Genomic DNA, 24,788 nt, shown 5'->3' on the forward strand with positions numbered 1-24,788 from the left:
TGTGGCGTCGCCAGCGCGAACCCGTCCCGGGTAAACTGGGACGTTCGGCCGCTCGGCCGCTCATCCACCCACCCTGAAGAACGGACGTCCGCTGTGCTCGCCGTGCACGACCTCGAGATCCGCGTGGGCGCACGCGTGCTCATGTCGGACGTGTCCTTCCGCGTCTCCGACGGAGACAAGATCGGCCTCGTCGGCCGCAATGGAGCCGGTAAGACGACCCTCACGAAGGTGCTCGCCGGCGATGTCATCCCCGCCGACGGCAAGGTCGAACGGTGGGGCGAACTGGGTTATCTGCCGCAGGATCCCCGCACGGGCGACCCCGAGATGCTGGCGCGCACTCGCGTGCTGGACGCCCGCGGCCTCGGTTCGCTCGCGATCGGCATGCAGGAGGCGTCGCTCGCGATGGCCGACAGCGACCCGGAGGTCTCGGCGCGCGCGATGCGCAAGTACGGCTCGCTGACCGAGAGGTTCGAAGCGCTCGGAGGGTATGCAGCCGAAGCCGAAGCGGCATCCATCGCGCACAACCTGTCGCTGCCGGATCGCATCCTCGATCAGCCCCTCAAGACGCTGTCCGGTGGACAGCGCCGCCGCATCGAACTGGCGCGCATCCTGTTCTCGGATGCGCAGACGATGATCCTCGACGAACCCACGAACCACCTCGACGCGGACAGCGTCGTGTGGCTGCGGGAGTTCCTCAAGGGGTACAAGGGCGGACTCATCGTGATCTCGCACGATGTCGAGCTCGTGGGCGAGACCGTCAACCGGGTGTTCTACCTGGATGCGAACCGCCAGGTCATCGACGTGTACAACATGAACTGGAAGAACTACCTGCGTCAGCGGGTCGCCGATGAGGAGCGCCGCAAGAAGGAGCGCACCAACGTCGAGAAGAAGGCGACGGTGCTTCAGCAGCAGGCCGCTCGGTTCGGGGCGAAGGCCTCCAAAGCGGCTGCCGCGCACCAGATGGTCGCGCGTGCCGAGAAGATGCTGGCGGGACTCGACGACGTTCGGCAGGAGGAGCGCGTCGCGAAGCTGCGCTTCCCCAAGCCCGCACCGTGCGGCAAGACGCCGCTCATGGCGTCGGGGCTGTCGAAGTCGTACGGCTCGCTGGAGATCTTCACCGACGTCGACCTCGCGATCGACCGCGGTTCGCGCGTCGTGATCCTCGGCCTCAACGGTGCCGGCAAGACGACGCTGCTGCGGATCCTCGCCGGTGTCGATCAGCCCGACACGGGTCAGCTCGAACCCGGCCACGGTCTCAAGATCGGCTACTACGCGCAGGAGCACGAAAACCTCGATGTCTCGCGGTCTGTGCTCGAGAACATGATGTCGGCGGCGCCCGACATCACAGCGACCGACGCGCGAAAGGTGCTCGGGTCGTTCCTTTTCACGGGCGATGACGTGCTCAAGCCCGCGGGTGTGCTCTCGGGCGGCGAGAAGACGCGCCTGTCGCTCGCGACGCTCGTCGTGTCGTCGGCGAACATGCTGCTGCTGGACGAACCCACGAACAACCTCGACCCCGCCTCACGCGAAGAGATCCTCGGCGCGCTCGCCCACTACGAGGGTGCCGTCGTGCTCGTCTCGCACGACGAGGGCGCCGTCGAAGCGCTCAACCCCGAACGCGTTCTCATCCTCCCCGACGGCGTCGAGGACATCTGGGGTCGCGACTACGCCGACCTCGTCGCGCTCGCCTGACACACCCTCGAGCCCCGCGGCCGAGAGCGGTCAGCGGACGGCGTCGAGGAGGGCATCCTCGGCGTCGGCGTCACGGTCGCGACGGCGAGCAGGTGCCGCGGGACGCGGTTGCCCGGTGGAGCCCGGGTCGTCGTCTTCGGCGTCTTCGCGCCGCGCGATGATCTCGGTGCGGATCATGTAGCCGATGAAGATGAAGCCCATCACGGCGAACAGGATCCACTGGATCGCGTACGACAGATACGGGCCCGGGTCCTCGGACGGCGAGGGCAGGGCACCGGGCATGACCTCGACGGCGGGATCTTCGGACACGACGATGCCGTACGCGCTCAGCACGAGTGCATCGCCCACCTCGGGCGCGACGCGCTCAGCGACGAAGGGCAGGTTGATCGTCGGCACCTGGCCGGCATCGGCCGTGCGCCCCGATGCGGGGAGCGCCTCACCGGGCCGCAGTCGCACGGTGACCGTCGCCTGGCCCGACGGCGGCGCCGGAACGGCATCGGGCTCGGGCTGGTCAGCGCCGGGCGGAACCCAGCCGCGGTCGACGATGAGCACGCGCCCGTCGTCGAGGCGGAACGGCACGAGCACTTCGTACGCGGCGGTGCCGCCGTGCGGGCGGTTGCGCACGAGCAGCTGCTCGTCGGGGAGGTATTCACCCGTCAGCACGACCGGATGCCACTCGTCGCCGGCGTCGAGCGTTTCGCCGGGGGGGATCAGCTCGGCCAGGGCGACAGGCGGCGCGTCATAGTTCTGCTCGACGAGCGCGAGCTGCGCGGAGCGGTCGCCGTTGCGGGTGAACTGCCAGTCCGACAGGAACGCGCACACCACGGCGAAGAGGGCGGCCACGAGCAGGTACGCCGACCAGCGGACGGCGGCGGGGGCATTCTTCACGTCGAAACCTCGAGTCGGCCCACATCGAGCGGGAAGGAGCGGGCAGCGAGGAATTCGCGCAGGTACGACACGTGCTCATCGCACGCGACCCACGTCTTGCGGCGGTCCTCGGTGTGGATGCGCGGATTGCGCCAGTCGATGCGCCAGCGCGCCGCCGCGCGGCAACCGGCGCGCGAGCACGTCGTGTCGACGTCGGCGCTCATGCGGAATCCTCTTGTGCACGGGGCGGTACATCGCGCGGGCCCTCGACGGCGCGGGTCTCGTCCAGCCGGATGACCGGGGCACCACCGCCCCCCGCGGGTGACGCCTGCGCGGGCAGGCTCCGCTCGGGGGATACGGCCGCCGTGCGGGTCGGGGGCTTGCTGACGTTCGCCGCCACGACGGCGAAGTAGGGCAGGAACACCGCCGCTGCACCGAGGAGCCACGTGTACCAGCCGTATGGCGTGATGGCGACCATGAGTACGAAGCACGCGACGCGCACACCCATCATGATCAGGTAGTGCTTCGTGCGCGCGCTCGATTCCTCTTGCGGAGACGTCGGCAGCGATGTCGCTGATTGCCGCTCGGACGAGTTCCCCACCCATCCAGGGTACGCCGCTTCGACTCCGGCGGATCAGCTGAAGGACGATTGCACTGCGGCGAGCGGGATGACCGAGAGGAAGAAGATCACGCCCAGCACGAGGAACGCCAATCCCACCCAGCCGACGATGACACCGGCCAGCGCCATGCCCCGGCCATTCTCGCCCGTCCGCGCGATCTGCTTGAGCGAGATGTGGCCCATGATCGCGCCGGCGAGCGAGCCGATGAAGGGCAGCACCCAGATGAAGCCGGCGATGCTGGCGATCATCGAGATGATCGCCAGGACGTTCGTCTTGGTCGCGGCGTAACCGTAGGCCGGAGGAGCGCCATACGGGCCCGCCGGGGCGCCGTACGAGGGGGCGCTGGGGTACTGCGGCTGCGCATAGCCGCCGTAGGCGGGGTACGCCCCGGGCGCCTGCGGAGGGACATCGGCTGCGGGCGGCGGTGGGGTGCCGGGGGATGCGGGGTACGCGGGGGGCGCGCTGTACGCGGGGGGCGGCGTGTAGGTCGGCGGAGCGTACGGGGGGCGAGCGTCGCCGTGTTCGTCGTTCGAGGGGTTCTCCGGAGGGGTCACGGCACGCCTTTCGTCGCTGAGGTCTCCAGCGTTCCAGCGCGGGCCGCGTAGGTCAAACGGCGCGCCGCTAGGCTGGGGCGGTTCGTCGTCATCCCGAGGGAGTGTCATGTCCACCGATCGCGTCGTGCTCGTCACCGGCGGAAACCGCGGCATCGGTCGCGCCATTGCGGAGCGTTTCGTCACCGCCGGCTACAAGGTCGCCGTGACCGCGCGCTCCGGCGAAGGCCCCGAGGGCACGCTGACGGTGCGCGCGGACGTGACGGATGCTGCATCCGTCGACGCGGCGTTCACCGAGGTCGAGCAGAAGCTCGGTCCCGTCGAGATCGTCGTCGCCAACGCGGGCATCACGAAGGACACTCTGTTGCTGCGCATGACCGACGACGACTTCGACTCCGTCGTGGCGACGAACCTCGGCGGCGCGTTCCGCGTCGTCAAGCGCGCCTCCAAAGGGATGCTGCGTGCTCGCTGGGGCCGCGTCATCCTCATCTCGTCGGTCGTCGGCCTCTACGGCTCGCCCGGCCAGATCAACTACTCCGCATCCAAAAGCGGGCTCGTCGGGTTCGCCCGGTCGCTCACGCGTGAGCTCGGCTCACGGGGCATCACCGCCAACGTCGTCGCTCCCGGCTTCGTCGAGACCGACATGACGGCCGAGCTCGCTGCCGAGACGCAGGCGGAGTACAAGAAGAACATCCCCGCCGGGCGCTTCGCGTCCCCCGACGAGATCGCCGGTGTCGTGACGTGGCTCGCGTCGGACGACGCCGCCTACATCTCGGGCGCCGTCATCCCCGTCGACGGCGGCCTGGGCATGGGGCACTGACGCCGCACTCTCAGACGGCCCCCGACCGTGGTCAGGGCAGCAGGGGGATGACTTCGCGCAGGTCGATCGGCCCGATCACGAGATCGGCCTGCTGGCGCACCGCGGGCTTGGCGTTGAACGCCAGCCCCAACCCCGCCGCCGCCATCATGAGCAGGTCGTTCGCGCCGTCGCCGACGGCGATCGTGCGCGACAGCTCGACGCCGGCTTCGGCTGCCCATTCGCCGAGGGCGGTGGCTTTGGCCGCGGCATCCACGATCTCGCCCTCGACGTGACCGGTGAGGATACCGTCGGCGGTCTGGAGGCGGTTCGCACGCCACACGTCGACGCCGAGCCGGGGAGCGATCGTGTCGAGGATCTCGTGGAAGCCGCCGGAGACGACACCGAAGCGGCCGCCCCGCTCATGGACGGCTGCGATCAGCTCGTGCACACCGGGCGTCGGCTCGACGCGCGCCAGCACGCGGGAGAACGCCGCGACCGGTACGCCTTCGAGCGTCGCGACGCGCGAGCGCAGGCTCGTCGCGAAGTCCACCTCGCCACGCATCGCGGCCTCGGTCGCCTCGGCGACCTCACGGCCGCGGCCCGCCTCGTCGGCGATGAGCTCGATGACCTCGTTGCGGATGAGGGTGGAATCGGCGTCGAGAACGACGAGGAAGCGGGCGTCCTGAAGCGGCATCCCTCCACGCTAGCGCCGTGCAGGCACGGGCGCGGACAGGTCAGCGCTCGACGCGGATGCCCTTGCCGACGACCGTGATGCCGCTGTCGGTCACGGTGTAGCCGCGCGCGATATCGTGTTCGAGGTCGACGCCGACGGTCGCCCCGTCGTCGACGAACACGTTCTTGTCGAGGATCGCGCGGTGCACCCGCGCACCCGCACCGACGTGCACATGGTCGAACAGCACCGAGTCGGTGATCGTCGACCCGCCGCCGGCGAGCGTCCAGGGGCCTACGACACTGCGTTCGAGGTGCGTGCCCGAGAGCACCGAGCCGAGCGAGACGACCGAGTCGATCGCGTTGCCGATGCGTCCGACGGCGTCGCGCACGAACTTGGCAGGTGGGGAGTTGACCGCCTGCGAGTGAATGGGCCACTGCATGTTGTAGAGGTTGAAGATCGGCAGCGTCGAGATCAGGTCGCGGTGCGCGTCGAAGAAGGAGTCGATCGTTCCGACGTCGCGCCAGTAGTACCGGTCGCGGTCGGTCGAACCCGGCACGTCGTTGAGCTTCATGTCGTAGACGCCGGCCTCGGCGCGGTTCACGAAATACGGCACGATATCGCCGCCCATGTCGTGGTTCGAGGTCGGCAGCTCACCGTCGGACTCGACGGCCTCGATGAGCGCGTCGGTGTCGAAGATGTAGTTGCCCATCGATGCGAGCACTTCGCCGGGGGAGTCGGCGAGCCCCGTCGGGTCCTGAGGCTTCTCGAGAAAATCGCGGATGCGTCCGGGGTGGGTCGGGTCGACGTCGATGATGCCGAACTGGTTCGCCAGACCGATGGGCTGGCGGATGCCGGCGACCGTCGCCCGCGCGCCGGACTCGATGTGCGCCGTGAGCATCTGCCGGAAGTCCATGCGGTATACGTGATCCGCACCGATCACGATCACGATGTCGGGCTTCTCGTCGTTGATGAGGTTGAGGCTCTGCAGGATCGCGTCGGCCGAGCCCGAGAACCACCGCTTTCCGAGACGCTGCTGCGCGGGAACCGACGCGACGTACGAGTCGAGCAGAGGCGACATGCGCCACGTCATCGAGATGTGGCGGTCGAGGCTGTGCGACTTGTACTGGGTCAGCACGACGGTCTGTCTGACACCCGAGTTGATCAGGTTCGAGATGGCGAAGTCGATGAGCCGGTACTGGCCGGCGAACGGCACCGCCGGCTTGGCACGATCTGCCGTGAGGGGCATGAGTCGTTTGCCCTCGCCCCCCGCGAGGATGATTCCGAAGACCTTCGGTGCTGCAGGCATGGGACCCACCCTAAGTGCGGCGCGCGGAGGAGGCATAGCAACTGTGACGGGAACCTCTCGTGTACTAGGTTTCGTGCCATGCGCGTCGACATCGTCACGAAGGAATACCCCCCACAGATCTACGGAGGCGCGGGTGTGCACGTCACCGAACTCGTGGCGGCGCTTCGCCGCAGCATGACGGTGCGCGTGCGCGCGTTCGGTGCGGGCCGCGACGAGGAGGACACGACGTCGTACGACGTGCCGGTCGAGCTGGCGGATGCCAATGCCGCGATCCGCACGCTCGGCACCGACCTCGAGATCGTGGGAGATGTCGCAGGCGCCGATGTCGTCCACAGTCACACCTGGTACGCGAACTTCGCGGGCCATCTCGCTTCGCTCCTGCACGGGATCCCGCACATCGTCACGGCGCACTCGCTCGAGCCTCTGCGCCCGTGGAAGGCGGAGCAGCTCGGCGGCGGATACGCCGTGTCGAGCTACATCGAGAAGACGGCGTACGAGGGGGCAGCCGCCGTCATCGCCGTGAGCGGGGGCATGCGCGAGGACATCCTGCGCAGCTACCCGGCGCTTGACCCCGGCAAGGTGCACGTCATCTACAACGGGATCGACGTCGAGGCCTGGCGCCCGGTCGATGATCCCGCGCTGCTCGCTGAGCTCGGAGTCGATTCCTCCCGCCCCTCGGTCGTGTTCGTCGGGCGCATCACGCGTCAGAAGGGTCTGCCGTACTTCCTGCGGGCCGTCGAGCTGCTGCCGCCCGATGTGCAGGTCATCCTGTGCGCGGGGGCGCCGGACACCCCGCAGATCATGGCCGAGGTCGAAGGGCTCGTGCGCGGGCTGCAGCAGACGCGTGACGGCGTCGTCTGGATCGACCGCATGCTGTCCCGGCATGAGCTGTGCACGATCCTCACCGCGGCGACGACGTTCGTCTGCCCGTCGGTATACGAGCCGCTCGGCATCGTCAACCTCGAGGCCATGGCATGCGGCGCCGCTGTCGTCGGCACCGCGACCGGCGGCATCCCCGAAGTGGTCGTGGACGGCGTGACCGGGCGCCTCGTGCCGATCGACCAGGCGAAGGACGGCACGGGAACCCCGACCGATCCCGACCGGTTCGTCGCCGATCTTGCGCGCGTGCTGACCGAGGTCGTGTCAGATCCGATCCGGGCGAAGGCCTATGGTGCGGCCGGACGCCGGCGTGCGGCGGAGGACTTCAGCTGGGCGCGGATCGCAGAGCAGACGGCCGCGCTCTACGCCGAGGTCGTGGCTTCGGGCCGTTAGGCTGGGCGTCATGTCCCAGGTGCTCGATTTCTCCGACGTCATCGTCCGCCGCAACTCCCGCAACATCATCGATCATCTCGACTGGACGGTCGACGACGACCAGCGGTGGGTCATCCTCGGGCCGAACGGCGCCGGAAAGACGACGCTGCTGCAGCTCGCCGACACGCTCCTGCACCCGACGTCGGGTGTCGTGACGATCTTGGGCGAACGCCTCGGTCGCACCGATGTGTTCGAACTGCGCCCGCGGATCGGCTTCGCATCGTCGGCGATGGCGCGTCGCATCCCGCCGGAGGAGACGGTGCTCGACGTCGTGCTGACGGCGGCCTTCTCGGTGCTCGGCCGCTGGCGCGAGGACTACGAGGACATCGACGAGCGGCGCGCGCTGCGCGTCTTGTCGCAGTGGAATCTCGAGAACCTCGCCGACCGCACGTTCGGCACGCTCAGCGACGGCGAGCAGAAGCGCGTGCAGATCGCGCGCGCCGTCATGACCGACCCCGAGATGCTGCTGCTGGACGAGCCGACCGCGAGCCTGGACCTCGGCGCGCGCGAAGAGCTGCTTGCGCTCCTGAGTGGATACGCGCTGGCCCCGACGACGCCGGCGATGGTCATGGTGACCCACCACGTCGAAGAGATCCCGGTCGGATTCACGCATGTGCTGCTGCTGCGCGACGGTCGCGCCGTCGCGCGCGGACCGATCGCCGAAGCGCTCACCGCCGAAGCCCTCACAGAGACGTTCGGCGTCCCCATCGTGCTCACCGAGGCCGATGGCCGGTACGCGGCGCGCGCGGAGCTGGTTTCCTGATAGGATCGCTCCTTGGTGCACTCGCATCACGGACCCTGGTTCCTGGTTCTCGGCAGGGACGCCATCCCCTTAAGGATTTTTCATGAAGACTGACATCCACCCCGACTACAAGGCCATCGTGTTCCGCGACCTCGGCTCGGGAGACACCTTCCTCACCCGTTCGACGGTGACCAGCGACAAGACGATCGAGCTCGACGGTGTCGAGTACCCCGTCATCGACGTCGAGATCTCGTCGGCATCGCACCCGTTCTACACGGGCAAGCAGCGCATCATGGACTCGGCCGGTCGCGTCGAGAAGTTCAACCAGCGCTTCAAGAACTTCGGCAAGTAATCGCCGCCCCGAAAGCCCCGCTCCGGCGGGGCTTTCGTCGTCTGTGCGCTCAGCGCACGGGCCACACGCCGTCGACGGCGTCGTCAGGGCCGAGTCGCCCGATCTGGATGAAGTACTCGGTGAGGCTCGCCGCCTGCGCGCGGGCCCACGAGATCTGGCTCGTGTGCAGCTCGTGCGGCGTGGCAGGCAGGTGCGTGGAGTACCGCGTGACAAGCGCCTGCGCGACGCGGCCTGCGGCGACGGCGTCGGAAGCCGCTTCGTGTGCGTTGTCGAGCGAGACGGCGTAGTGCGCGGCGACGGCCTCGAGCGTCCGCTTGCCGCGGCGGTAGCGGTCGCAGTGCTTGTCGATCACGAGCGGGTCGATGACGGGCGACGGAGATGCGATCCCGGCGATGCCGTGGCGCTCCGCTTCGTACTTGAGCAGCGAGAAGTCGTACGCCGCGTTGTAGGCGACGACCGGGATGCCGGCATCGAGCATCGCGCGGAGCGCCTCGACGACCTCGCCGACGACATCGCGCGCGGGTCGGCCCTCAGCGCGGGCGCGAGCGGTCGTGACGCCGTGGATCGCGGCGGCGCCGTCAGGAATCTCCACACCGGGGTCGGCGAGCCAGTCGCGCGCACGCACGACTGTTCCGGTGCGGTCCAGCAGTCCCACGTACGCCGTCACGATGCGGTCGGTGCGGACGTCGACGCCCGTCGTCTCGAGATCGAACACGCCCACGGCCGTGGACCAATCCGGATGCACCGAGGGAGCGGGCACGGCGGGCAAGAGCTGCATGCCGCTCACGGTATGGGACGCCGCCGACATCGCGTGCGAGGCGCTCCGCGGACGAGGCCGGCACCGGGCGGACCGCCTCGTAGACTCGTCCGGTGCCCGCCTTCAACCCGTATGCCGCCCTGCTCGAGCAGATCCCCATCGAGCGGCGCGAGGCCGAGGTGCTCGGCGGCACGACGGCGTACTGGCAGTACGGTCCGCACGACGCCGAGACGACGATCATCGCGGTGCACGGCTTCCGCGGCGACCACCACGGCCTCGAGCCGGTCATCGCCCAGCTGCGCGGCATCCGCGTCATCTCGCCCGACCTCCCCGGCTTCGGTCAGACGCCCCCGCTGCCCGGCCGCACGCACGACCTCGAGGCCTACGTCGAGTGGCTCACGCGCTTCGCGCAGTCGGTCGCCCCAGGCGCCGTGATCCTCGGGCACTCCTTCGGCTCGATCGTCGCCTCGGCGGCGGTCGCCGGCGGCTTGGCGACGCCACGCCTCATCCTGATCAATCCGATCGGCGCTCCCGCGCTCGAGGGGCCGCGGGGCGTGCTCACGCGGCTCGCCGTCTTCTACTACTGGGCGGGAGCGAAGCTGCCCGCGGCGATCGGCGACGCGCTGCTGCGAAACGGCATCATCGTGCGGGTCATGAGCATCTCGATGGCCAAGACGAAGGATGCGACGCTGCGGCGCTTCGTGCACGACCAGCACGACACCTATTTCTCACGCTTCGCCGATCGCGATGTTCTGCATGACGCCTTCGTGACGTCGGTGTCTCACGACGTGCGCGCCGCGGCGCCGCGGATCGATGTCCCGACACTGCTCATCGCCGCCGTGCGCGATGACATCACGCCGATCCAGGCGCAGCGGCACCTCGCGACGCTGTTCGCCGACGTCGAGCTGGTCGAGATCCCCGATGTCGGGCATCTCATCCACTACGAGACCCCCGCGCCCGCGGCCGCGGCGGTCAGACGCTTTCTCGCGCCTTCCGCTCCCGGTACGCGATGACGTTCATGCGGTTGCCGCAGTTGCCGGTGTCGCAGTAGCGCTTCGACCCGTTGCGCGAGTAGTCGATGTAGACCGCATCGCAGTCATCGGCCTCGCAGACGCGCACGCGGTCGTACGAGTCGCTGCGGATCACTTCGACGAAGGCCATCGCCGCTTCGACCATGATGCGCGTCGCGATGGGGGCGTCGTCGGGGGTCGCGTGGATGTGCCAGTCGTGGTCGCCGTGGATGACCAGGCGTGGCACGGCCTCTCCGTCGCGCAGCATGTCGTTGACGAGCGGCACGGCTCCTTCGCGGTCGACATCCCACAGTTCCCGCACCCGGGCGCGCACGTGGCGAATCTCATCGACCGTCGCGCGATCGCGCCGGACGGTGCCGGAATACGGGTGTTCGGCGAGGTAGGCATCGAGGTCGGCGACGGTCGTCATGGTGTCGTCGCCGTCGCCCAGCGGCAGGGTGTTCACGAGCGCGGCGGCGGCTTCGAGACTCTGTCTCGTGTCACGGATGAAGACCATGTTGACTCCTGACATTCGACTCGGATACTGTCACCAGTGTAATCACCCTTCACTCCTGACAGCCGGACGCCCATGACCTCGACCGCCCCCCTGCCCATCATCCGAGACGTCGCCACCTCGGCGCGACTCAATACGACCGGAGTGCTCTTCGCTGTCGGCTCCGCTCTGGCCTTCTCCTCGAGCGGCCCCTTCATCAAGCCGCTGCTCGAGGCGGGCTGGTCGGTCGGTGCAGCGCTCATCGTGCGGATCGGCCTCGCGGGACTGCTCCTGTCGCCTGCCCTGATCGTCGCGATGCGGCGCCAGCGGTCGTTCCTGCGTCGTCACGGGGTGCTCATGGCCGGGTTCGGTCTGACGGCCGTCGTCGGGTGCCAGCTGTTCTACTTCCTTGCGATGCAGCGGATGCCGGTGGCCGTGGCGTTGCTCATCCAGTTCCTCGCCCCCGTCCTGCTCGTCCTCCTCGCGTGGGCGCGCACCAAGCGCGCGCCGTCGCGGCTCGTGATCATCGGCTCCGTCGTCGCCGTGGCCGGCCTCGTGCTGGTGGTCGACATCTCGGGGGTAAGCTTCGACATCGTCGGCACGCTCTTCGCCCTCGGCGCCGCCGTCTGCGTCATGGCCTACTACCTGATCGCCGAGAAGCCCCGCGAGGATCTGCCGCCGCTCGCCCTCGCCGCCGGTGGCCTGCTCACCGGCGCCGTCTTCATGGGGATCCTGGTTCTCGTCGGCGTCCTGCCGTTCCACGCTCCGCCCGTGTCGGTCGAACTCGCGGGCATCGTGGTGCCGTGGTTCGTTCCGCTGCTGTGGGTCGCGTGCGTCGCGACGACGCTCGGGTACGGCCTCGGCGTGATCGCGGTGCCGCGCATCGGTTCGCGCGTCGCGTCGTTCGTCGGGCTCTCCGAAGTGCTCTTCGCTCTGGGCTTCGCCTGGCTGCTGCTGGCCGAGGTGCCGGCACCGATCCAGTTCGTCGGTGGCGCGCTCATCCTGATCGGCGTCGTGCTCGTGCGTCTCGACGCGTCGTCGGGTGGGCTTCCGCGCAGCCGTGCGAAGAAGGGCTACTTCTCGCGCCGTGCCAGCTCCATGAGCGGCGTGAGCCGATAGGGGATCACCTCGTCCATGACGAGCGAGGTCTCGGTGCGCTCGACGCCCTCGATCGAGAGGATGCGCGCATCCGTGTCGAAGAGGTGCTGCGTGTCGCGGCAGGCTACCCGCACGAGCAGGTCGATCTGACCGCTCAAGCCGTGCGCCTGCACGATCTCGGGGATCGCGGCCAGATCATCGGTGATGCGCGGCAGGTCGGCCTGCCGCACGATGACGCTGATGAACGCCTCGATCGGGAAGCCGAGAGCGGCCGAGGACAGGGCGCGCTCGTACGAGAGGAACACCTCGGCGCGGTCCAGCCTCGACATGCGCGCCTGCACCGTATTGCGCGAAAGGCCCAGGCGCTCGGCGAGGGCGACGACGGTCGCGCGGGGGTCGGCGGACAGGGCTGCGAGCAGGTCGAGGTCGATCTGGTCCAGAGTGCTCATAGTGCGAAACGTTAGCACGCCGTATTTTGGAATGGGTTGGCAACATGCTCAAGGACCTTCCGCTGGCTTGAGCTAGGTGCAATGTCGACGTAGTGTCTCGCATGTCGGCGCAGTCGCCGATGACCGCGACGAGCTGCCCACGAGGTCGGCTCCCGAGGAGGGATGACGATGACGCACACCCTGACACCGACCGCCGAGCTGGCCACCGACGTCGACGACGTCGCGCGGCTCGTGACACCCGAGGGCGAGCGGATCTCCGACCCCGAGCTGGAGCGCTGGGTGGCCGACATCGACGCCGACGCACTGCGCGGGCTCTACCGCGACATGGTGCTCGTGCGTCGCGTGGACACCGAGGGCGTCGCCCTGCAGCGCCAGGGGCAGTTGGGCCTGTGGGCACCCTGCCAGGGCCAGGAGGCCACGCAAGTCGGCACGGCCCGCGCGTTCCGGGCCGACGATTTCGTCTTCCCGAGCTACCGCGAGATCGGCGTGAACTTCGTGCGCGGCGCCAAGCCCGCAGACTTCGTGCTCGCGTGGCGCGGCGAGTCGCACTCGACGTACAACCCCTACGACATCAACACGGCCACGCCGCAGATCATCATCGGCGCGCAGGCACTGCACGCCGTGGGCTACGCGATGGGCATCCAGCGCGACGGCACCGACCAGGTCTCGGCGGCGTACTTCGGCGACGGAGCCACCAGCCAGGGCGATGTCAACGAGGCGATGGTCTTCGCCTCGTCGTTCCGCTCTCCCGTCGTCTTCGTCTGCACGAACAACCAGTGGGCGATCTCTGAGCCCGTCACGGTGCAGGCGAAGTTCCCGATCGCCGGACGCGCGCCGGGCTTCGGCATCCCCAGCATGCGGGTCGACGGCAACGATGTGCTCGCGTGCCTCGCCGCGATGCGCTGGGCGATCGACAACGCCCGCCAGGGCAACGGGCCCGCGTTCATCGAGGCCGTCACGTACCGGATCGGCCCGCACACCACCTCGGATGACCCGACGCGCTACCGCGACAAGGAAGAGGTCGAGCGCTGGCGCCACCGCGACCCGATCGCGCGCATCGAGGCGCTCCTGCGTGCCGAGGGCGCCTTCGACGACGCGTTCGCCGCCCAGGTCGCCGCCGACGCCGACGCGCTCGGCGCCGAGGTGCGCGCCGCGACGCTCGGCGCCGTGACGCGCCCCGCGATCGAGGCGCTCGACGACGTCTACGCCGAGCCGCACACGGGGCTCGCAGAGCAGCGCGAATGGTTCGGTTCGTACCTGGCCGGTTTCGACACCGAGGAGACGGCACGATGACTCAGCTCACGATGGTCAAAGCGATCAACGAAGGTCTGCGGCGCGCCATGGCCGACGACCCGAAGGTCCTGCTCATGGGCGAGGACATCGGCAAGCTCGGCGGGGTGTTCCGCATCACCGACGGCCTGATCGATGAGTTCGGCGCGCAGCGCGTCATCGACACGCCGCTCGCCGAGTCCGGCATCATGGGCGCCGCCGTGGGACTGGCGTTCCGCGGCTACCGTCCCGTCGTCGAGATCCAGTTCGACGGGTTCGTCTACCCGGCCTTCGACCAGATCGTCTGCCAGGTCGCCAAGCTGCACTACCGCACGCGCGGCAACGTCAAGATGCCGATCACGATCCGCATCCCCTGGGCCGGTGGCGTCGGTGCTGCCGAGCACCACTCGGAGTCGCCCGAGGCGTACTTCGTGCACACCTCGGGGCTGCGCGTCGTCGCGGTCTCGAACCCGCAGGACGCGCACGTCATGCTGCGCCAGGCCATCGCGAGCGATGACCCGGTCGTCTACTTCGAGCCGAAGCGGCTCTACCACACGAAGGGCGAGGTCGACTTCGACACCGACCTGGCCGACGCCCCGCCGATGGGCCTTGCCCGGGTCGCGCGCGAAGGCAGCGATGTGACGATCCTGACCTACGGCGCCCAGGTGCCGGTCGCACTCGATGCGGCGATGGCCGCTGAAGACGACGGACTGTCGATCGAGGTCATCGATCTGCGCTCGCTTTCGCCTGTCGACTACCGCACCGTGACGGCATCCGTCCGTAAGACGGGCCGCGTCGTCGTGACGCACGAGGCCGCGCGCGAAGCCGGCGTGGGTGCCGAGCTCATCGCGAGCGTCACCGAGCGCTGCTTCAACCACCTCGAGGCAGCACCGGCCCGTGTCACGGGCCATGACATCCCCTACCCGCCCGCCAAGCTCGAGAAGAACCACGTGCCTGACCTCGATCGCATCCTCGACGCCGTCGACCGCGTCCTTGACCGCCCGAACAGCCTGACGGGAGTCGAGCTGTGATCCAGGACTTCCGTCTTCCCGACCTCGGCGAAGGACTGCCCGAGGCCGAGCTCGTCCAGTGGCTGGTCGCCGAGGGGGACACCGTCGCCCTCAACCAGACGATCGCCGAGGTCGAGACCGCGAAGGCCGTCGTCGAATTGCCGAGCCCCCACGCCGGCATCGTGCAGAACCTCCACGCCGCGGCAGGCGATGTCGTCGAGGTCGGCGCGGTGCTCATCTCGTTCCAGCTCGAGGGGCAGGCCGCTACGCCCGAGGCGGCGGCATCCGCCCCCGCCGAGGCGGAGGATGCCGGCGAGAAAGCCCCGCCGAACCTCGTCGGCTACGGTGCGGCCCCCCGCTCGTCGAGTCGCCCGCAGCGGCGCTCACGCGCGGCCACCGGCGGACGGAAGGAGCCCGCCGACACGGCAGTGCTCGAGGCCGCACCGCACGACGCCGTCCACTCGCACGAGGTCATCGAGCGTCCGCTCGAGCGGCCGCGGTCGACCCCGCCCGTGCGCATGCTCGCGAAGAAGCTCGCCGTCGACCTCGCCCTCGTCGAGGCCAGCGGCGCAACCGGCATCATCACGCGTGAAGACGTCGAGGCCTACGCCGCCCGCGTCGGCGCCGCGCCGGCCGCGTCCGCGACCACGGCGCCCACGCAGGCTGCGCCCGCCCGTGAGCCGGGGGAGCGCACGACGCGCATCCCGATCCGCGGAGTCCGCAAGCACACGGCGGCTGCCATGGTGCAGAGCGCTTTCACGGCACCGCACGTCACGACGTTCCTCACGGTCGACGTGACGGCGACGAGCGAGCTGATCGCCTCGCTCAAGGCCGACCGCCGTCTGCAGGACCACCGCATCGGTGTTCTCACGGTCGCGGCCAAGGCCGTGTGCCTCGCGCTCGGCGCGCACCCCGAGCTGAACTCGAAGTGGGACGACGCAGCGGGCGAGATCGTCCAGCACCACTACGTCAACCTCGGGATCGCTGCAGCGACGGGCCGTGGTCTGGTCGTGCCGAACATCCGCGACGCGCAGGACCTGTCGCTCACCGAGATGGCCGACGCCATCCGTGCGCTCGCTGAAACGGCCCGGGCGGGCAAGACCTCGCCCGCCGAGATGATGGGCGGGACGTTCTCGATCACGAACGTCGGTGTGTTCGGTGTGGATGCCGGCACTCCGATCCTCAACCCCGGTGAAGCCGGCATCCTGGCAATCGGCGCGGTACGCCGTCAGCCGTGGGAGTACCGCGGCGAGATCGCCCTGCGCGATGTCATGACGCTCGCGCTGTCGTTCGATCACCGTCTCGTCGATGGGGAACAGGGCTCGAAGTTCCTCGCCGACGTGGCCGCCGTACTGCGCGAACCCGGACGCGCGATGCTTCTGCGTTGACGGTGATGATGAAGCCCGCCCGAGATGATCGGGCGGGCTTCGTCGTTCGCCGGGTCAGGCGCTGAGCGCCGCGATCGCCATGGACTCCAGGATGCCCCGGATGTGCGGTGCATCGGGTGCCTGGCGGAGGCCCCGCACGCTGTGCGGGGTCGAGTTGATGAGGCCGAAGCACGCGTGCGCGCGTACGCGCAGGTCGCTCGGTTCGCGGTCGGGATGCAGATCCGACAGCACGCCGATCCACAGCTCGACGTACTCGCGCTGTAACCGGCGGACGGTGTGTCGATCGTCGTCGGCGAGACTCGCGAGATCACGGTCCTGCACACGGATGACGTCGGCGTCGGCGAGTGCGAAGTCCACGTGGAAGCGGACGAGGCCCGCGAGCCGCTCGGCCGGGAGCTCATTCTCGGCCAGCACGGCGCGACCGCCCGAGAGCAGCCGCTCGCTCACGCGCACGAGGATCGCGGCGAGAAGGGCCTGCTTGTTGAGGAAGTGCCGGTAGACGGCGGGTCCGCTCACCCCGACCGCGGCGCCGATGTCCTCGAGACTGACACCGGTGTAGCCGCTTTCCGCGAAGAGCCGCGCGGCTTCGTGCAGCAGGGCGGCGTGACGGTCGGCTTTCGCGCGTTCGCGATCCGTGACACCACTTGTCATTTCAGTTAACCCTCGCTAACCTAAGAGCCCGGTTAGTGAACACTAACCAGTTCGGATCCTATGCCGTTCGAAGCGTGATCCGATCGTGACGTCGACGGAGATGACATGACCACACTCGAAACCGAGGTCGTCGCGGACGAGACGTTCACTCGAACGCGCGAAGCACAGGAAGACCTCGCACAAGAGCTGCGCGCCCGGCTGGCCGCTACCGCGCTCGGGGGACCGGAAGCCTCGCGGGAGCGCCACGTCGCACGGGGCAAGCTGCTTCCTCGCGAGCGCGTCGCGCGACTGCTCGACGAAGGCAGTCCGTTCCTCGAGGTGAGCGCGCTGGCCGCCGAGGGGCTCTACGGCGGGGATGCCCCCGCAGCGGGCGTCATCGCGGGCATCGGCCTCGTGCACGGGCGACACGTCATGGTCGTGTGCAACGACGCGACGGTCAAGGGCGGCACCTACTACCCGATGACGGTCAAGAAGCACCTGCGCGCGCAGGAGATCGCCCTGGAGAACCACCTGCCGTGCATCTACCTCGTCGACTCGGGCGGCGCCTTCCTGCCCATGCAGGACGAGGTATTCCCCGATCGCGACCACTTCGGGCGCATCTTCTTCAACCAGGCGCGCATGTCCGCCGCGGGTGTTCCGCAGATCGCCGCGGTCATGGGCTCGTGCACCGCCGGTGGCGCCTACGTGCCGGCGATGAGCGATGAGACGGTCATCGTGCGCAACCAGGGCACGATCTTCCTCGGCGGGCCACCCCTCGTGAAGGCCGCGATCGGCGAGATCGTCACGGCCGAAGAGCTCGGCGGCGGCGAACTGCACGCCATGCGGTCGGGCGTCGTCGACCACCTCGCCGAAGACGACGAGCACGCGCTGCAGATCGTCCGCGACATCGTCGCGACGCTGCCGCCGCCGGCCGAGCCGGCCTGGGACGTACAGCCCGCGGCCGACCCCGCCGTCGACCCGTCCGACCTCTACGGTGTCGTGCCCGTCGACGTCAACCAGCCCTACGACGTGCGCGAGGTCATCGCGCGCCTCGTCGACCGCAGCGAGTTCCACGAGTTCAAGCGCGCGTACGGCGAGACCCTCGTGACGGGATTCGCGCGGCTGCACGGGCACCCGATCGGCATCGTCGCCAACAACGGCGTGCTGTTCGGCGAGTCCGCGCAGAAGGGCGCCCACTTCATCGAGCTGTGCGACCAGCGCGGCATTCCGCTGCTGTTCCTGCAGAACATCTCGGGCTTCATGGTCGGGCGAGACGCCGAGGCCGGTGGCATCGCGAAGGACGGCGCCAAGATGGTGACCGCCGTCGCGACGACGCGCGTGCCCAAGCTCACGGTCGTCATCGGCGGCTCGTTCGGCGCCGGCAACTACTCGATGTGCGGACGCGCCTACTCCCCGCGCTTCCTGTGGACGTGGCCCGCGAGCCGCATCTCGGTCATGGGTGGGCCGCAGGCGGCATCCGTCCTCTCGACCGTCAAGCGGGACCAGATCGAGGGGCGCGGCGAAGAGTGGTCCGCCGATGCGCAGAGCGACTTCGAGGCGCCCATCCGCGAGCAGTACGAGCGCCAAGGCAGCCCGTACTACGCGACCGCACGACTGTGGGACGACGGCATCGTCGATCCCGCCGATACCCGTGACCTGCTGGGGCTCGCGCTCGACGTCGTGTCGCGCACGCCGCTCCCCGAACCGCGCTTCGGCGTCTTCCGGATGTGACCATGATGAACACCGATTCCGACGCGGTCCCAGAGTTCGCCGACGGGTTCGACACCGTCCTCGTCGCCAACCGCGGCGAGATCGCCCGCCGCGTCATCCGCACGCTCCGGCGCCTCGGCATCCGCTCCGTCGCCGTCTACAGCGACGCCGACGCCGACGCCCCGCACGTGCGTGAAGCCGATGAGGCCGTGCGCATCGGCTCCGCCGCGGCATCCGCGTCGTATCTGAACATCGACGCCGTCGTGCGCGCCGCCGTCGAGACGGGCGCGCAGGCCGTGCATCCGGGATATGGGTTCCTCTCGGAGAACGTCGCCTTCGCCCGCGCGTGCGCCGAGGCGGGGATCGTCTTCGTCGGCCCCGGCGAGCGCGCCCTCGATGTCATGGGCGACAAGATCCGCTCGAAGGAGCACGTCACCGAGCACGGTGTGCCGACGGTGCCCGGCTTCAGCGCAGCCGGCATGACCGATGACGCCATCGCGGCGGCTGCGGCAGAGACCGGTTTCCCGCTGCTCATCAAGCCCTCGGCGGGCGGCGGTGGCAAGGGGATGCAGATCGTCCGAGCCGCCGATGAGCTGCCCGATGCCCTCGCGACCGCCCGGCGCGTCGCCGCGGCGGCTTTCGGTGACGACACGCTGCTGCTGGAGCGTCTCATCGAGCGACCGCGGCACATCGAGGTGCAGGTGCTGGCCGACGCCCAGGGGCGGGTCATCCACCTCGGCGAGCGCGAGTGCACGTTGCAGCGCCGCCACCAGAAGGTCATCGAAGAAGCGCCGTCGCCCATCGTCGATGCCGAGACCCGCGCGCGTCTGGGAGCGGCCGCCTGTGCTGCCGCAGCGTCGGTGGACTACCGCGGCGCGGGAACGGTCGAGTTCCTCGTCGCGGGGGACCGCCCCGACGAGTTCTTCTTCATCGAGATGAACACCCGGCTGCAGGTCGAGCACCCCGTGACCGAGCTCGTGACGGGCATCGACCTCGTCGAGCAGCAGCTGCGCATCGCCGCGGGGTTCGCCCTGGAGATCGCGCAGGACGACGTCGTCCTCGACGGCCACGCGATCGAAGCGCGCGTGTACGCCGAGAGCCCTGAGCGCGGGTTCCTGCCCGCAACGGGCGACGTGCTGCTGTGGGAGACCGCAGACCCGGCCGGCGTGCGCACGGACTCCGCCGTCGAGAGCGGCTCGGTCGTGGGCTCGGACTACGACCCCATGATCGCGAAGGTCATCGTGTGCGGGGTCGACCGCGCCGACGCACTCGCGCGCCTCGACGCGGCTCTCGCGGACACCGTCCTGCTCGGGGTCGACACCAACATCGCGTTCCTGCGTGCTCTGCTCGCCGAACCCGCCGTGCAGGCGGGCGACCTCGACACGGGGCTCATCGATCGGATGCCGCCGTTCACGGCACCCGAGCCCTCGGCCACCGCGCTGAGCGCCGTCGCGACCGCCGACGAAGGCCGGCATCTCGCGGGACGGCAGCAGGGAGCCGCGGCACCGCTGTGGCGCACGGGCTCGGGCTGGCGGATCGGCGACAACGCCCCGGCACGCACAGTCACCGTGCTGGCCGAGGACGGCGACGTGCGCTCGGCGCCCGTTCCCGACCCCGATCCCGTCATCCCGGTCGGAGCCGGCGGCTGGCGCGCCGTGTCGCTGGGCCGCGCGCTGCCGGACGGCGTGCAGCTGAGGACCGGCCGCGACGGATGGTCGTGGGTGCACGCCGACGGCGTCGCACACCGCCTCCTGCCGTTGACGCGCCGTGAGGCGCTCGAGCGGCGCCTCGCCGCGACGGCGCGCGGGGCCGCGGCCACCGCGCCCGAACTGCGCGCCCCCATGCCCGGAGCAGTCGCCGCGGTGCACGCGGCAGACGGCGACCGCGTCGAGACGGGCGATCGCATCGTCACGATCGAGGCGATGAAGATGGAGCACCCTGTCACGGCGCCGCACAGTGGCATCGTGCGCCTGGATGTGGCCGCCGGCGACCAGGTGCGCCGCGATCAGGTGATCGCACACGTGACGGCTGACCCCTCGACGGTCTCAGAGACCGAGCCCGGCTCAGAGACAGAGACTAAGGAGTGACCATGGACCACCACAACCTCACCGATGACGAGCGCGAACTCGCCGGCCTCGTGCGCGAGTTCGCCGACGAGGTCGTCGCGCCGCAGGCCTACGAGGCCGACCGCACGAAGACGCTCTCGATGGACGTCGTGCGGCAGATGGGCGAGATGGGTCTGTTCGGTCTGCCCTTCTCCGAAGAGGTCGGCGGGCAGGGCGGCGACTACTTCGCGCTCGGTCTCGCGATCGAGGCACTCGCGCGCGTCGACCAGTCGATCGCGATCACCCTCGAAGCCGGGGTCAGCCTCGGTGCCATGCCCATCTACCGCTTCGGCACCGACCAGCAGAAGCACGCCCTCCTGCCCGACCTGCTCGCCGGAAAGGCGCTCGCGGGCTTCGGCCTGACCGAGCCCGAGGCGGGATCGGATGCCGGTGCGACGCGCACGACGGCACGGCTCGAGGACGGCCACTGGGTCATCAACGGCGCGAAGCAGTTCATCACGAACTCCGGCACGCCCATCACGCGCTTCGTCACCGTCACGGCGGTCACGGGGGAGCAGAACGGCCGCAAGGAGATCTCGACGATCATGGTGCCCCACGGCACCGAAGGATTCACGGTCGAGCCGGCCTACGACAAGGTCGGGTGGCACGCCTCCGACACGCACCCGCTGACCTTCCAGGACGCCCGCGTTCCCGAGGAGAACCTCATCGGCGAGCGCGGCCGCGGCTTCGCGAACTTCCTGCACATCCTCGACGAAGGTCGCATCGCGATCGCCGCGCTCGCGACCGGTGCGGCCGAAGGATGCCTCGAAGCGGCGATCGACTACGCGGGCAAGCGCACGGTCTTCGGCGAACCGCTCGCGACGCGCCAGAGCATCCAGTTCATGATCGCCCGCATGCAGCTGCGCGTGCACAACGCGCGTCTCGCGTGGCACCACGCGGCACGCCTGCGCGATGCCGGCAAGCCCTTCAAGACCGAGGCGGCGATCGCGAAGCTCACCTCCAGCGATGCGGCGATGGACAACGCGCGCGACGCGACGCAGATCTTCGGCGGCAACGGGTTCATGAACGAATACCCCGTCGCACGGCACTTCCGTGACTCGAAGATCCTCGAGATCGGCGAGGGTACGAGCGAGGTGCAGCTGCTCGTCATCGCCCGCTCGCTCGGGATGGCCTGAGCCTGTGAACGAGATCGTCCAGCGCGGACTCTACGTCGACGAGCTCGAGGTGGGCGCCCGCTACTCCCACCGCCCGGGCCGCACGGCGTCCGAGGCCGACAACGTCCTCTTCACGACGCTCACGATGAACGGTCAAGCGCTGCACCTGGATGCTGCGTTCGCCGCGTCGCAGCCGTTCGGGCAGCGTCTCATGAACTCGATGTGGACGTTGTCGACCATGGTCGGCGCCTCTGTCGGGCAGATCACGCAGGGCACGCTCGTCGCTCAGCTCGGGCTCGGAGACATCACCTTCCCCGCCCCGGTGTTCCACGGCGACACGCTGTACAGCGAGACCGAGATCGTCGAGAAGCGTCCGTCGAGCTCGCGTCCGGGTCAGGGCATCGTGACGATGAGGCACACGGGACGCAATCAGGACGGGGTCATCGTCGCGACGGCCACGCGCACCGCGCTCATGTGGATGAACGCGGAGTCGCAGGCGTGAGCGCATTCGACCTGGGTCCCGCGCTGCTGTTCTGCCCTGCCGATCGCCCGGAGCGGTACGCGAAGGCCTTCGACCGGGCCGATGCCGTCATCCTCGATCTCGAGGACGCCGTCTCGCCGTCGGCCAAACCCGCCGCCCGCGGTGCGCTGATCGAGTCCGATCTGGATCCTGCCCGCGTCATCGTGCGCGTCAACCCGCCCGAGACGGACGAGTTCGCCGCTGATCTCGCGACCCTGTCGCAGACCGACTACCGCCGCATCATGATCGCCAAGGCCGAGTCGCCCAAGCGGCTCAAGCGCCTGGACGAGCGCTTCGAGATCATCGCGCTGTGCGAGACGGCGAAGGGCATCGCGCAGGCCGACCGGATCGCGGCGCTGGACAACGTCGTCGCGCTCATGTGGGGCGCCGAAGACCTCGTGGCCTCGCTCGGGGGCACCTCGAGCCGCCGCGCCGACGGGCGGTACCGCGACATCGCCCGTCACGCGAGGGCTCGGACGCTGCTCGCAGCGGGTTCTCGCGGCAAGGGAGCGATCGACGCGGTGCACCTCGACATCGCCGACGTGGCAGGTCTTGCCGACGAGGCGGCTGACGCTGCGGCATCCGGGTTCACCGCCACGGCGTGCATCCACCCGAGCCAGGTCACCGTCATCCGCGACGCCTACCGCCCCGACCCCGAATCGGTGACGTGGGCGCGGGTGGTCCTCGCGGCTGCCGAATCCGAGCGCGGCGTCTTCGCGTTCGAGGGACGCATGGTCGACGAGCCCGTCCTGCGGCACGCGCGCGCCCTGTTACGACGCGCCGACTGAGGCCGACCGACTCGACGAGAGATCAGACGAGAGGTGAGCCGGCGTACGAGCGCAGGCTCAGTCGCTCGCGCTCGAGCAGGAACGAGAACGTCGCGCCGTTCGCGAGGCGTTCGCCGGACGGCGGCATCTCGCCCGCCGTCGCGTGCATGATGACCTCGCGGATCAGCGCGCCGTGCGAGACGACCACGAGTGCGGGCGACGCGGGCGCCGTCTCGCGGCGTGCCCGACGCACCGCCCGACGCAATCCGAGCACGGCGCGAAGGCGCAGGTCCTCGCGCGACTCGGCGCCGGGGACCTCGGCGGTGTACCAGTCGCCCCACCGTGCGAAGAACTCCGTCGTGACGATGCCCTCGGCCTCGCCATACGCGCGTTCGCGCAGCTCGGGGTATGCGTGCGACAGGTCGACGCCGAGTCCGTCGGCCACGATCGCGGCGGTCTCCCGCGCGCGCGAGAGGTCGCTGGACACGACGACGACGGGGGAGCCGTTCAGCTGGTCGCGCAACGACAGGGCGGCCTCGCGAGCCTGCTGACGGCCGGTGTCGTTGAGCGGGATGTCGGTGCTCCCCTGGATGCGTCGCGCGCGATTCCAGTCGGTCTCGCCATGGCGCATCAGGATGAGGGTCGTCACCCTTCGAGCCTAACCGCGCTCAGCGGTCCGGGAGCGAGGCGGCGAGCGCCTCGAGAATCCGGCTCGCGCTGCCGTCGATCTTGAGAGTCGCCCGATCGTCGGCGCGCGTGGAGCCGCGGTTGATGATGACGATGGGCAGGTCCTGGCGGCGGGCGCGTTCGATGAGGCGGATGCCGCTGTTCACGGCGAGCGAGGATCCGGCCACGAGCAGGGCGTCACCCGTGTGCACGAGCTGCTCGGCTTGGCGGAACTTCTCGCGCGGCACGAACTCGCCGAAGAAGACGACGTCGGGCTTGAGCATGCCATCGCACACGCTGCACGCGGGCACGCGGAAGCCCTCCGTGCTCTCGGGGAGCACATCGCCGTCGGGGCCGAGGGCGACGCCGTCGGGCACCGTGATCCAGGGGTTGTCCGCTTCGACGCGGGCGGCGATGTCGCGGCGATCGAAGATCTGGCCGCAGTGCGTGCAACCGACGCGGCGCATCGTGCCGTGCAACTCGACGACGCGGCGGCTGCCGGCGCGCACGTGCAGGCCGTCGACGTTCTGCGTCACGACGCCGGTGGCCAGACCTCGCTGCTCTAGGCGGCTGATCGCGTGGTGCCCCGCGTTGGGACGCGCCGTGGCGAACGCGCGCCACCCGAGGTGGCTGCCGACCCAGTATCGGCGGCGGTCGGCCTCGTCGCCGAGGAATCGGTCGACGGTCATGGGGGTGCGCACGGGAGCACCCGATCCCCGGTAGTCGGGGATGCCGGAGTCCGTCGACACGCCCGCGCCCGTCAGCACCGCGATGCGGTGCCCCGCGAGCACATCGACCGCCCGCGCGACGTCATCCGTTTCGGTCATCCGTCCCTCCCGCCCTCGCAGTCTAGGTCGCCACATCGACCGTGCGGCCGTCCCGCACGCG

The 24,788-nt window shown here is 69.6% G+C and carries 27 protein-coding genes; 15 read left to right on the plus strand and 12 right to left on the minus strand.

What is annotated here, in order from left to right; genetic code table 11:
• Window positions 1-93 precede the first annotated feature (93 nt).
• Window positions 94-1,692: an ABC-F family ATP-binding cassette domain-containing protein gene (locus AC25Y0_RS03600; RefSeq protein WP_488134200.1), complete on the plus strand. Its 1,599-nt coding sequence runs from the start codon at window positions 94-96 to the stop codon at window positions 1,690-1,692.
• 30 nt (window positions 1,693-1,722) lie between these two features.
• Here the strand turns inward: AC25Y0_RS03600 and AC25Y0_RS03605 are convergent, their stop codons facing one another.
• The 4 genes from AC25Y0_RS03605 to AC25Y0_RS03620 are packed head-to-tail and all read right to left on the minus strand — an operon-like array spanning window position 1,723 to window position 3,733.
• Window positions 1,723-2,580, minus strand: a complete 858-nt coding sequence (locus AC25Y0_RS03605) for an SURF1 family cytochrome oxidase biogenesis protein (protein WP_488123021.1) — start codon at window positions 2,578-2,580, stop codon at window positions 1,723-1,725.
• Window positions 2,577-2,783 (minus strand): hypothetical protein, encoded by a 207-nt coding sequence (locus AC25Y0_RS03610; RefSeq protein ID WP_488134201.1) that lies wholly within the window; start codon window positions 2,781-2,783, stop codon window positions 2,577-2,579. Before AC25Y0_RS03610 ends, AC25Y0_RS03605 begins: the two co-directional genes overlap by 4 nt.
• Window positions 2,780-3,160 (minus strand): DUF3099 domain-containing protein, encoded by a 381-nt coding sequence (locus AC25Y0_RS03615; RefSeq protein WP_488123023.1) that lies wholly within the window; start codon window positions 3,158-3,160, stop codon window positions 2,780-2,782. Before AC25Y0_RS03615 ends, AC25Y0_RS03610 begins: the two co-directional genes overlap by 4 nt.
• Window positions 3,161-3,193: 33 nt before the next feature.
• Window positions 3,194-3,733, minus strand: coding sequence for a DUF4190 domain-containing protein (locus AC25Y0_RS03620; RefSeq protein ID WP_488123024.1), 540 nt, complete (start codon window positions 3,731-3,733; stop codon window positions 3,194-3,196).
• A 106-nt stretch (window positions 3,734-3,839) separates the two neighbouring features.
• Here AC25Y0_RS03620 and AC25Y0_RS03625 point away from each other — a divergent pair, with 106 nt between their 5' ends.
• Window positions 3,840-4,550 carry a beta-ketoacyl-ACP reductase gene (locus AC25Y0_RS03625; protein ID WP_488134202.1) on the plus strand — a complete coding sequence of 237 codons (711 nt, stop codon included), beginning with the start codon at window positions 3,840-3,842 and terminating at the stop codon, window positions 4,548-4,550.
• Between the two features lie 31 nt (window positions 4,551-4,581).
• On the opposite strand, the gene serB is transcribed toward AC25Y0_RS03625, so the two are convergent.
• Window positions 4,582-5,223 (minus strand): phosphoserine phosphatase SerB, encoded by a 642-nt coding sequence (gene serB, locus AC25Y0_RS03630; RefSeq protein WP_488123026.1) that lies wholly within the window; start codon window positions 5,221-5,223, stop codon window positions 4,582-4,584.
• Between the two features lie 40 nt (window positions 5,224-5,263).
• Entirely contained in the window at window positions 5,264-6,508 is a 1,245-nt protein-coding gene (locus AC25Y0_RS03635; protein ID WP_488123027.1) for a glucose-1-phosphate adenylyltransferase, read from the minus strand.
• Window positions 6,509-6,586: 78 nt separating this feature from the next.
• On the opposite strand from AC25Y0_RS03635, the gene glgA reads away from it, so the two are divergent.
• From glgA to AC25Y0_RS03650, 3 genes are all read left to right on the plus strand, one after another.
• Complete coding sequence (gene glgA / locus AC25Y0_RS03640; protein WP_488123028.1) at window positions 6,587-7,780, plus strand: glycogen synthase; 1,194 nt, start codon at window positions 6,587-6,589, stop codon at window positions 7,778-7,780.
• Between the two features lie 10 nt (window positions 7,781-7,790).
• Complete coding sequence (locus AC25Y0_RS03645) at window positions 7,791-8,582, plus strand: ABC transporter ATP-binding protein (RefSeq protein WP_488123029.1); 792 nt, start codon at window positions 7,791-7,793, stop codon at window positions 8,580-8,582.
• An 82-nt stretch (window positions 8,583-8,664) separates the two neighbouring features.
• Window positions 8,665-8,913, plus strand: coding sequence for a type B 50S ribosomal protein L31 (locus AC25Y0_RS03650; protein ID WP_488123030.1), 249 nt, complete (start codon window positions 8,665-8,667; stop codon window positions 8,911-8,913).
• Between the two features lie 49 nt (window positions 8,914-8,962).
• Here AC25Y0_RS03650 and AC25Y0_RS03655 read toward each other — a convergent pair whose 3' ends face one another.
• Complete coding sequence (locus tag AC25Y0_RS03655; RefSeq protein ID WP_488123031.1) at window positions 8,963-9,691, minus strand: exonuclease domain-containing protein; 729 nt, start codon at window positions 9,689-9,691, stop codon at window positions 8,963-8,965.
• 92 nt (window positions 9,692-9,783) lie between these two features.
• Between AC25Y0_RS03655 and AC25Y0_RS03660 the strand changes: the two genes are divergently transcribed.
• On the plus strand, window positions 9,784-10,683 hold the full coding sequence (locus tag AC25Y0_RS03660) for an alpha/beta fold hydrolase (RefSeq protein WP_488134203.1): 900 nt from the start codon (window positions 9,784-9,786) through the stop codon (window positions 10,681-10,683).
• Here AC25Y0_RS03660 and AC25Y0_RS03665 read toward each other — a convergent pair.
• On the minus strand, window positions 10,643-11,197 hold the full coding sequence (locus AC25Y0_RS03665; RefSeq protein ID WP_488123425.1) for a CGNR zinc finger domain-containing protein: 555 nt from the start codon (window positions 11,195-11,197) through the stop codon (window positions 10,643-10,645). The genes AC25Y0_RS03660 and AC25Y0_RS03665 overlap by 41 nt on opposite strands.
• 72 nt (window positions 11,198-11,269) lie before the next feature.
• Between AC25Y0_RS03665 and AC25Y0_RS03670 the strand changes: the two genes are divergently transcribed.
• The gene (locus AC25Y0_RS03670) at window positions 11,270-12,292 is read left to right on the plus strand and encodes an EamA family transporter (RefSeq protein WP_488134204.1); all 1,023 of its coding nucleotides are present in this window, start codon (window positions 11,270-11,272) and stop codon (window positions 12,290-12,292) included.
• Here AC25Y0_RS03670 and AC25Y0_RS03675 read toward each other — a convergent pair.
• Window positions 12,247-12,720 carry an Lrp/AsnC family transcriptional regulator gene (locus tag AC25Y0_RS03675; protein WP_488123034.1) on the minus strand — a complete coding sequence of 158 codons (474 nt, stop codon included), beginning with the start codon at window positions 12,718-12,720 and terminating at the stop codon, window positions 12,247-12,249. The genes AC25Y0_RS03670 and AC25Y0_RS03675 overlap by 46 nt on opposite strands.
• A 162-nt stretch (window positions 12,721-12,882) precedes the next feature.
• Here AC25Y0_RS03675 and pdhA point away from each other — a divergent pair, with 162 nt between their 5' ends.
• The 3 genes from pdhA to AC25Y0_RS03690 are packed head-to-tail and all read left to right on the plus strand — an operon-like array spanning window position 12,883 to window position 16,387.
• Complete coding sequence (pdhA, locus tag AC25Y0_RS03680; RefSeq protein WP_488134205.1) at window positions 12,883-14,013, plus strand: pyruvate dehydrogenase (acetyl-transferring) E1 component subunit alpha; 1,131 nt, start codon at window positions 12,883-12,885, stop codon at window positions 14,011-14,013.
• A complete protein-coding gene (locus AC25Y0_RS03685) occupies window positions 14,010-15,020 on the plus strand; it encodes an alpha-ketoacid dehydrogenase subunit beta (protein WP_488123036.1) in 1,011 nt (336 codons plus the stop codon). Before pdhA ends, AC25Y0_RS03685 begins: the two co-directional genes overlap by 4 nt.
• On the plus strand, window positions 15,017-16,387 hold the full coding sequence (locus AC25Y0_RS03690; protein WP_488123037.1) for a dihydrolipoamide acetyltransferase family protein: 1,371 nt from the start codon (window positions 15,017-15,019) through the stop codon (window positions 16,385-16,387). The genes AC25Y0_RS03685 and AC25Y0_RS03690 overlap by 4 nt, the downstream gene beginning before the upstream one ends.
• 54 nt (window positions 16,388-16,441) lie before the next feature.
• Here AC25Y0_RS03690 and AC25Y0_RS03695 read toward each other — a convergent pair whose 3' ends face one another.
• Window positions 16,442-17,038, minus strand: coding sequence for an SACE_7040 family transcriptional regulator (locus AC25Y0_RS03695; RefSeq protein ID WP_488134206.1), 597 nt, complete (start codon window positions 17,036-17,038; stop codon window positions 16,442-16,444).
• 105 nt (window positions 17,039-17,143) lie between these two features.
• Between AC25Y0_RS03695 and AC25Y0_RS03700 the strand changes: the two genes are divergently transcribed.
• Genes AC25Y0_RS03700 through AC25Y0_RS03720 form a run of 5 tightly spaced genes read left to right on the plus strand, consistent with a single transcriptional unit; the run spans window position 17,144 to window position 23,255 of the window.
• On the plus strand, window positions 17,144-18,748 hold the full coding sequence (locus AC25Y0_RS03700; protein WP_488123039.1) for a carboxyl transferase domain-containing protein: 1,605 nt from the start codon (window positions 17,144-17,146) through the stop codon (window positions 18,746-18,748).
• A gap of 5 nt (window positions 18,749-18,753) precedes the next feature.
• Window positions 18,754-20,814: an acetyl/propionyl/methylcrotonyl-CoA carboxylase subunit alpha gene (locus AC25Y0_RS03705; RefSeq protein WP_488123426.1), complete on the plus strand. Its 2,061-nt coding sequence runs from the start codon at window positions 18,754-18,756 to the stop codon at window positions 20,812-20,814.
• 2 nt (window positions 20,815-20,816) lie between these two features.
• Entirely contained in the window at window positions 20,817-21,968 is a 1,152-nt protein-coding gene (locus tag AC25Y0_RS03710) for an acyl-CoA dehydrogenase family protein (RefSeq protein WP_488123040.1), read from the plus strand.
• Between the two features lie 4 nt (window positions 21,969-21,972).
• The gene (locus AC25Y0_RS03715) at window positions 21,973-22,449 is read left to right on the plus strand and encodes a MaoC family dehydratase (protein ID WP_488123041.1); all 477 of its coding nucleotides are present in this window, start codon (window positions 21,973-21,975) and stop codon (window positions 22,447-22,449) included.
• On the plus strand, window positions 22,446-23,255 hold the full coding sequence (locus tag AC25Y0_RS03720) for an HpcH/HpaI aldolase/citrate lyase family protein (protein ID WP_488123042.1): 810 nt from the start codon (window positions 22,446-22,448) through the stop codon (window positions 23,253-23,255). The genes AC25Y0_RS03715 and AC25Y0_RS03720 overlap by 4 nt, the downstream gene beginning before the upstream one ends.
• Before the next feature lie 22 nt (window positions 23,256-23,277).
• Here the strand turns inward: AC25Y0_RS03720 and AC25Y0_RS03725 are convergent, their stop codons facing one another.
• Together AC25Y0_RS03725 and AC25Y0_RS03730 are read right to left on the minus strand one after the other, a co-directional pair.
• Window positions 23,278-23,883 carry a histidine phosphatase family protein gene (locus tag AC25Y0_RS03725; RefSeq protein ID WP_488134207.1) on the minus strand — a complete coding sequence of 202 codons (606 nt, stop codon included), beginning with the start codon at window positions 23,881-23,883 and terminating at the stop codon, window positions 23,278-23,280.
• Between the two features lie 19 nt (window positions 23,884-23,902).
• Window positions 23,903-24,727, minus strand: a complete 825-nt coding sequence (locus AC25Y0_RS03730; protein WP_488134208.1) for a Sir2 family NAD-dependent protein deacetylase — start codon at window positions 24,725-24,727, stop codon at window positions 23,903-23,905.
• Between the last annotated feature and the right edge of the window lie 61 nt (window positions 24,728-24,788).

This window comes from Microbacterium sp. Y547 (genome assembly GCF_057669785.1).

Coding starts and splice junctions, on each gene's coding strand:
- AC25Y0_RS03610 (WP_488134201.1), bottom strand. CDS start 2,783: ATGAGCGCCGACGTCGACACGACGTGCTCGCGCGCCGGTTGCCGCGCG.
- AC25Y0_RS03645 (WP_488123029.1), top strand. CDS start 7,791: ATGTCCCAGGTGCTCGATTTCTCCGACGTCATCGTCCGCCGCAACTCC.
- AC25Y0_RS03695 (WP_488134206.1), bottom strand. CDS start 17,038: ATGACAAGTGGTGTCACGGATCGCGAACGCGCGAAAGCCGACCGTCAC.
- AC25Y0_RS03675 (WP_488123034.1), bottom strand. CDS start 12,720: ATGAGCACTCTGGACCAGATCGACCTCGACCTGCTCGCAGCCCTGTCC.
- AC25Y0_RS03635 (WP_488123027.1), bottom strand. CDS start 6,508: ATGCCTGCAGCACCGAAGGTCTTCGGAATCATCCTCGCGGGGGGCGAG.
- serB (WP_488123026.1), bottom strand. CDS start 5,223: ATGCCGCTTCAGGACGCCCGCTTCCTCGTCGTTCTCGACGCCGATTCC.
- AC25Y0_RS03650 (WP_488123030.1), top strand. CDS start 8,665: ATGAAGACTGACATCCACCCCGACTACAAGGCCATCGTGTTCCGCGAC.
- AC25Y0_RS03705 (WP_488123426.1), top strand. CDS start 18,754: ATGAACACCGATTCCGACGCGGTCCCAGAGTTCGCCGACGGGTTCGAC.
- AC25Y0_RS03710 (WP_488123040.1), top strand. CDS start 20,817: ATGGACCACCACAACCTCACCGATGACGAGCGCGAACTCGCCGGCCTC.
- pdhA (WP_488134205.1), top strand. CDS start 12,883: ATGACGATGACGCACACCCTGACACCGACCGCCGAGCTGGCCACCGAC.
- AC25Y0_RS03685 (WP_488123036.1), top strand. CDS start 14,010: ATGACTCAGCTCACGATGGTCAAAGCGATCAACGAAGGTCTGCGGCGC.
- AC25Y0_RS03730 (WP_488134208.1), bottom strand. CDS start 24,727: ATGACCGAAACGGATGACGTCGCGCGGGCGGTCGATGTGCTCGCGGGG.
- AC25Y0_RS03625 (WP_488134202.1), top strand. CDS start 3,840: ATGTCCACCGATCGCGTCGTGCTCGTCACCGGCGGAAACCGCGGCATC.
- AC25Y0_RS03700 (WP_488123039.1), top strand. CDS start 17,144: ATGACCACACTCGAAACCGAGGTCGTCGCGGACGAGACGTTCACTCGA.
- glgA (WP_488123028.1), top strand. CDS start 6,587: ATGCGCGTCGACATCGTCACGAAGGAATACCCCCCACAGATCTACGGA.
- AC25Y0_RS03670 (WP_488134204.1), top strand. CDS start 11,270: ATGACCTCGACCGCCCCCCTGCCCATCATCCGAGACGTCGCCACCTCG.
- AC25Y0_RS03665 (WP_488123425.1), bottom strand. CDS start 11,197: ATGGTCTTCATCCGTGACACGAGACAGAGTCTCGAAGCCGCCGCCGCG.
- AC25Y0_RS03655 (WP_488123031.1), bottom strand. CDS start 9,691: ATGCAGCTCTTGCCCGCCGTGCCCGCTCCCTCGGTGCATCCGGATTGG.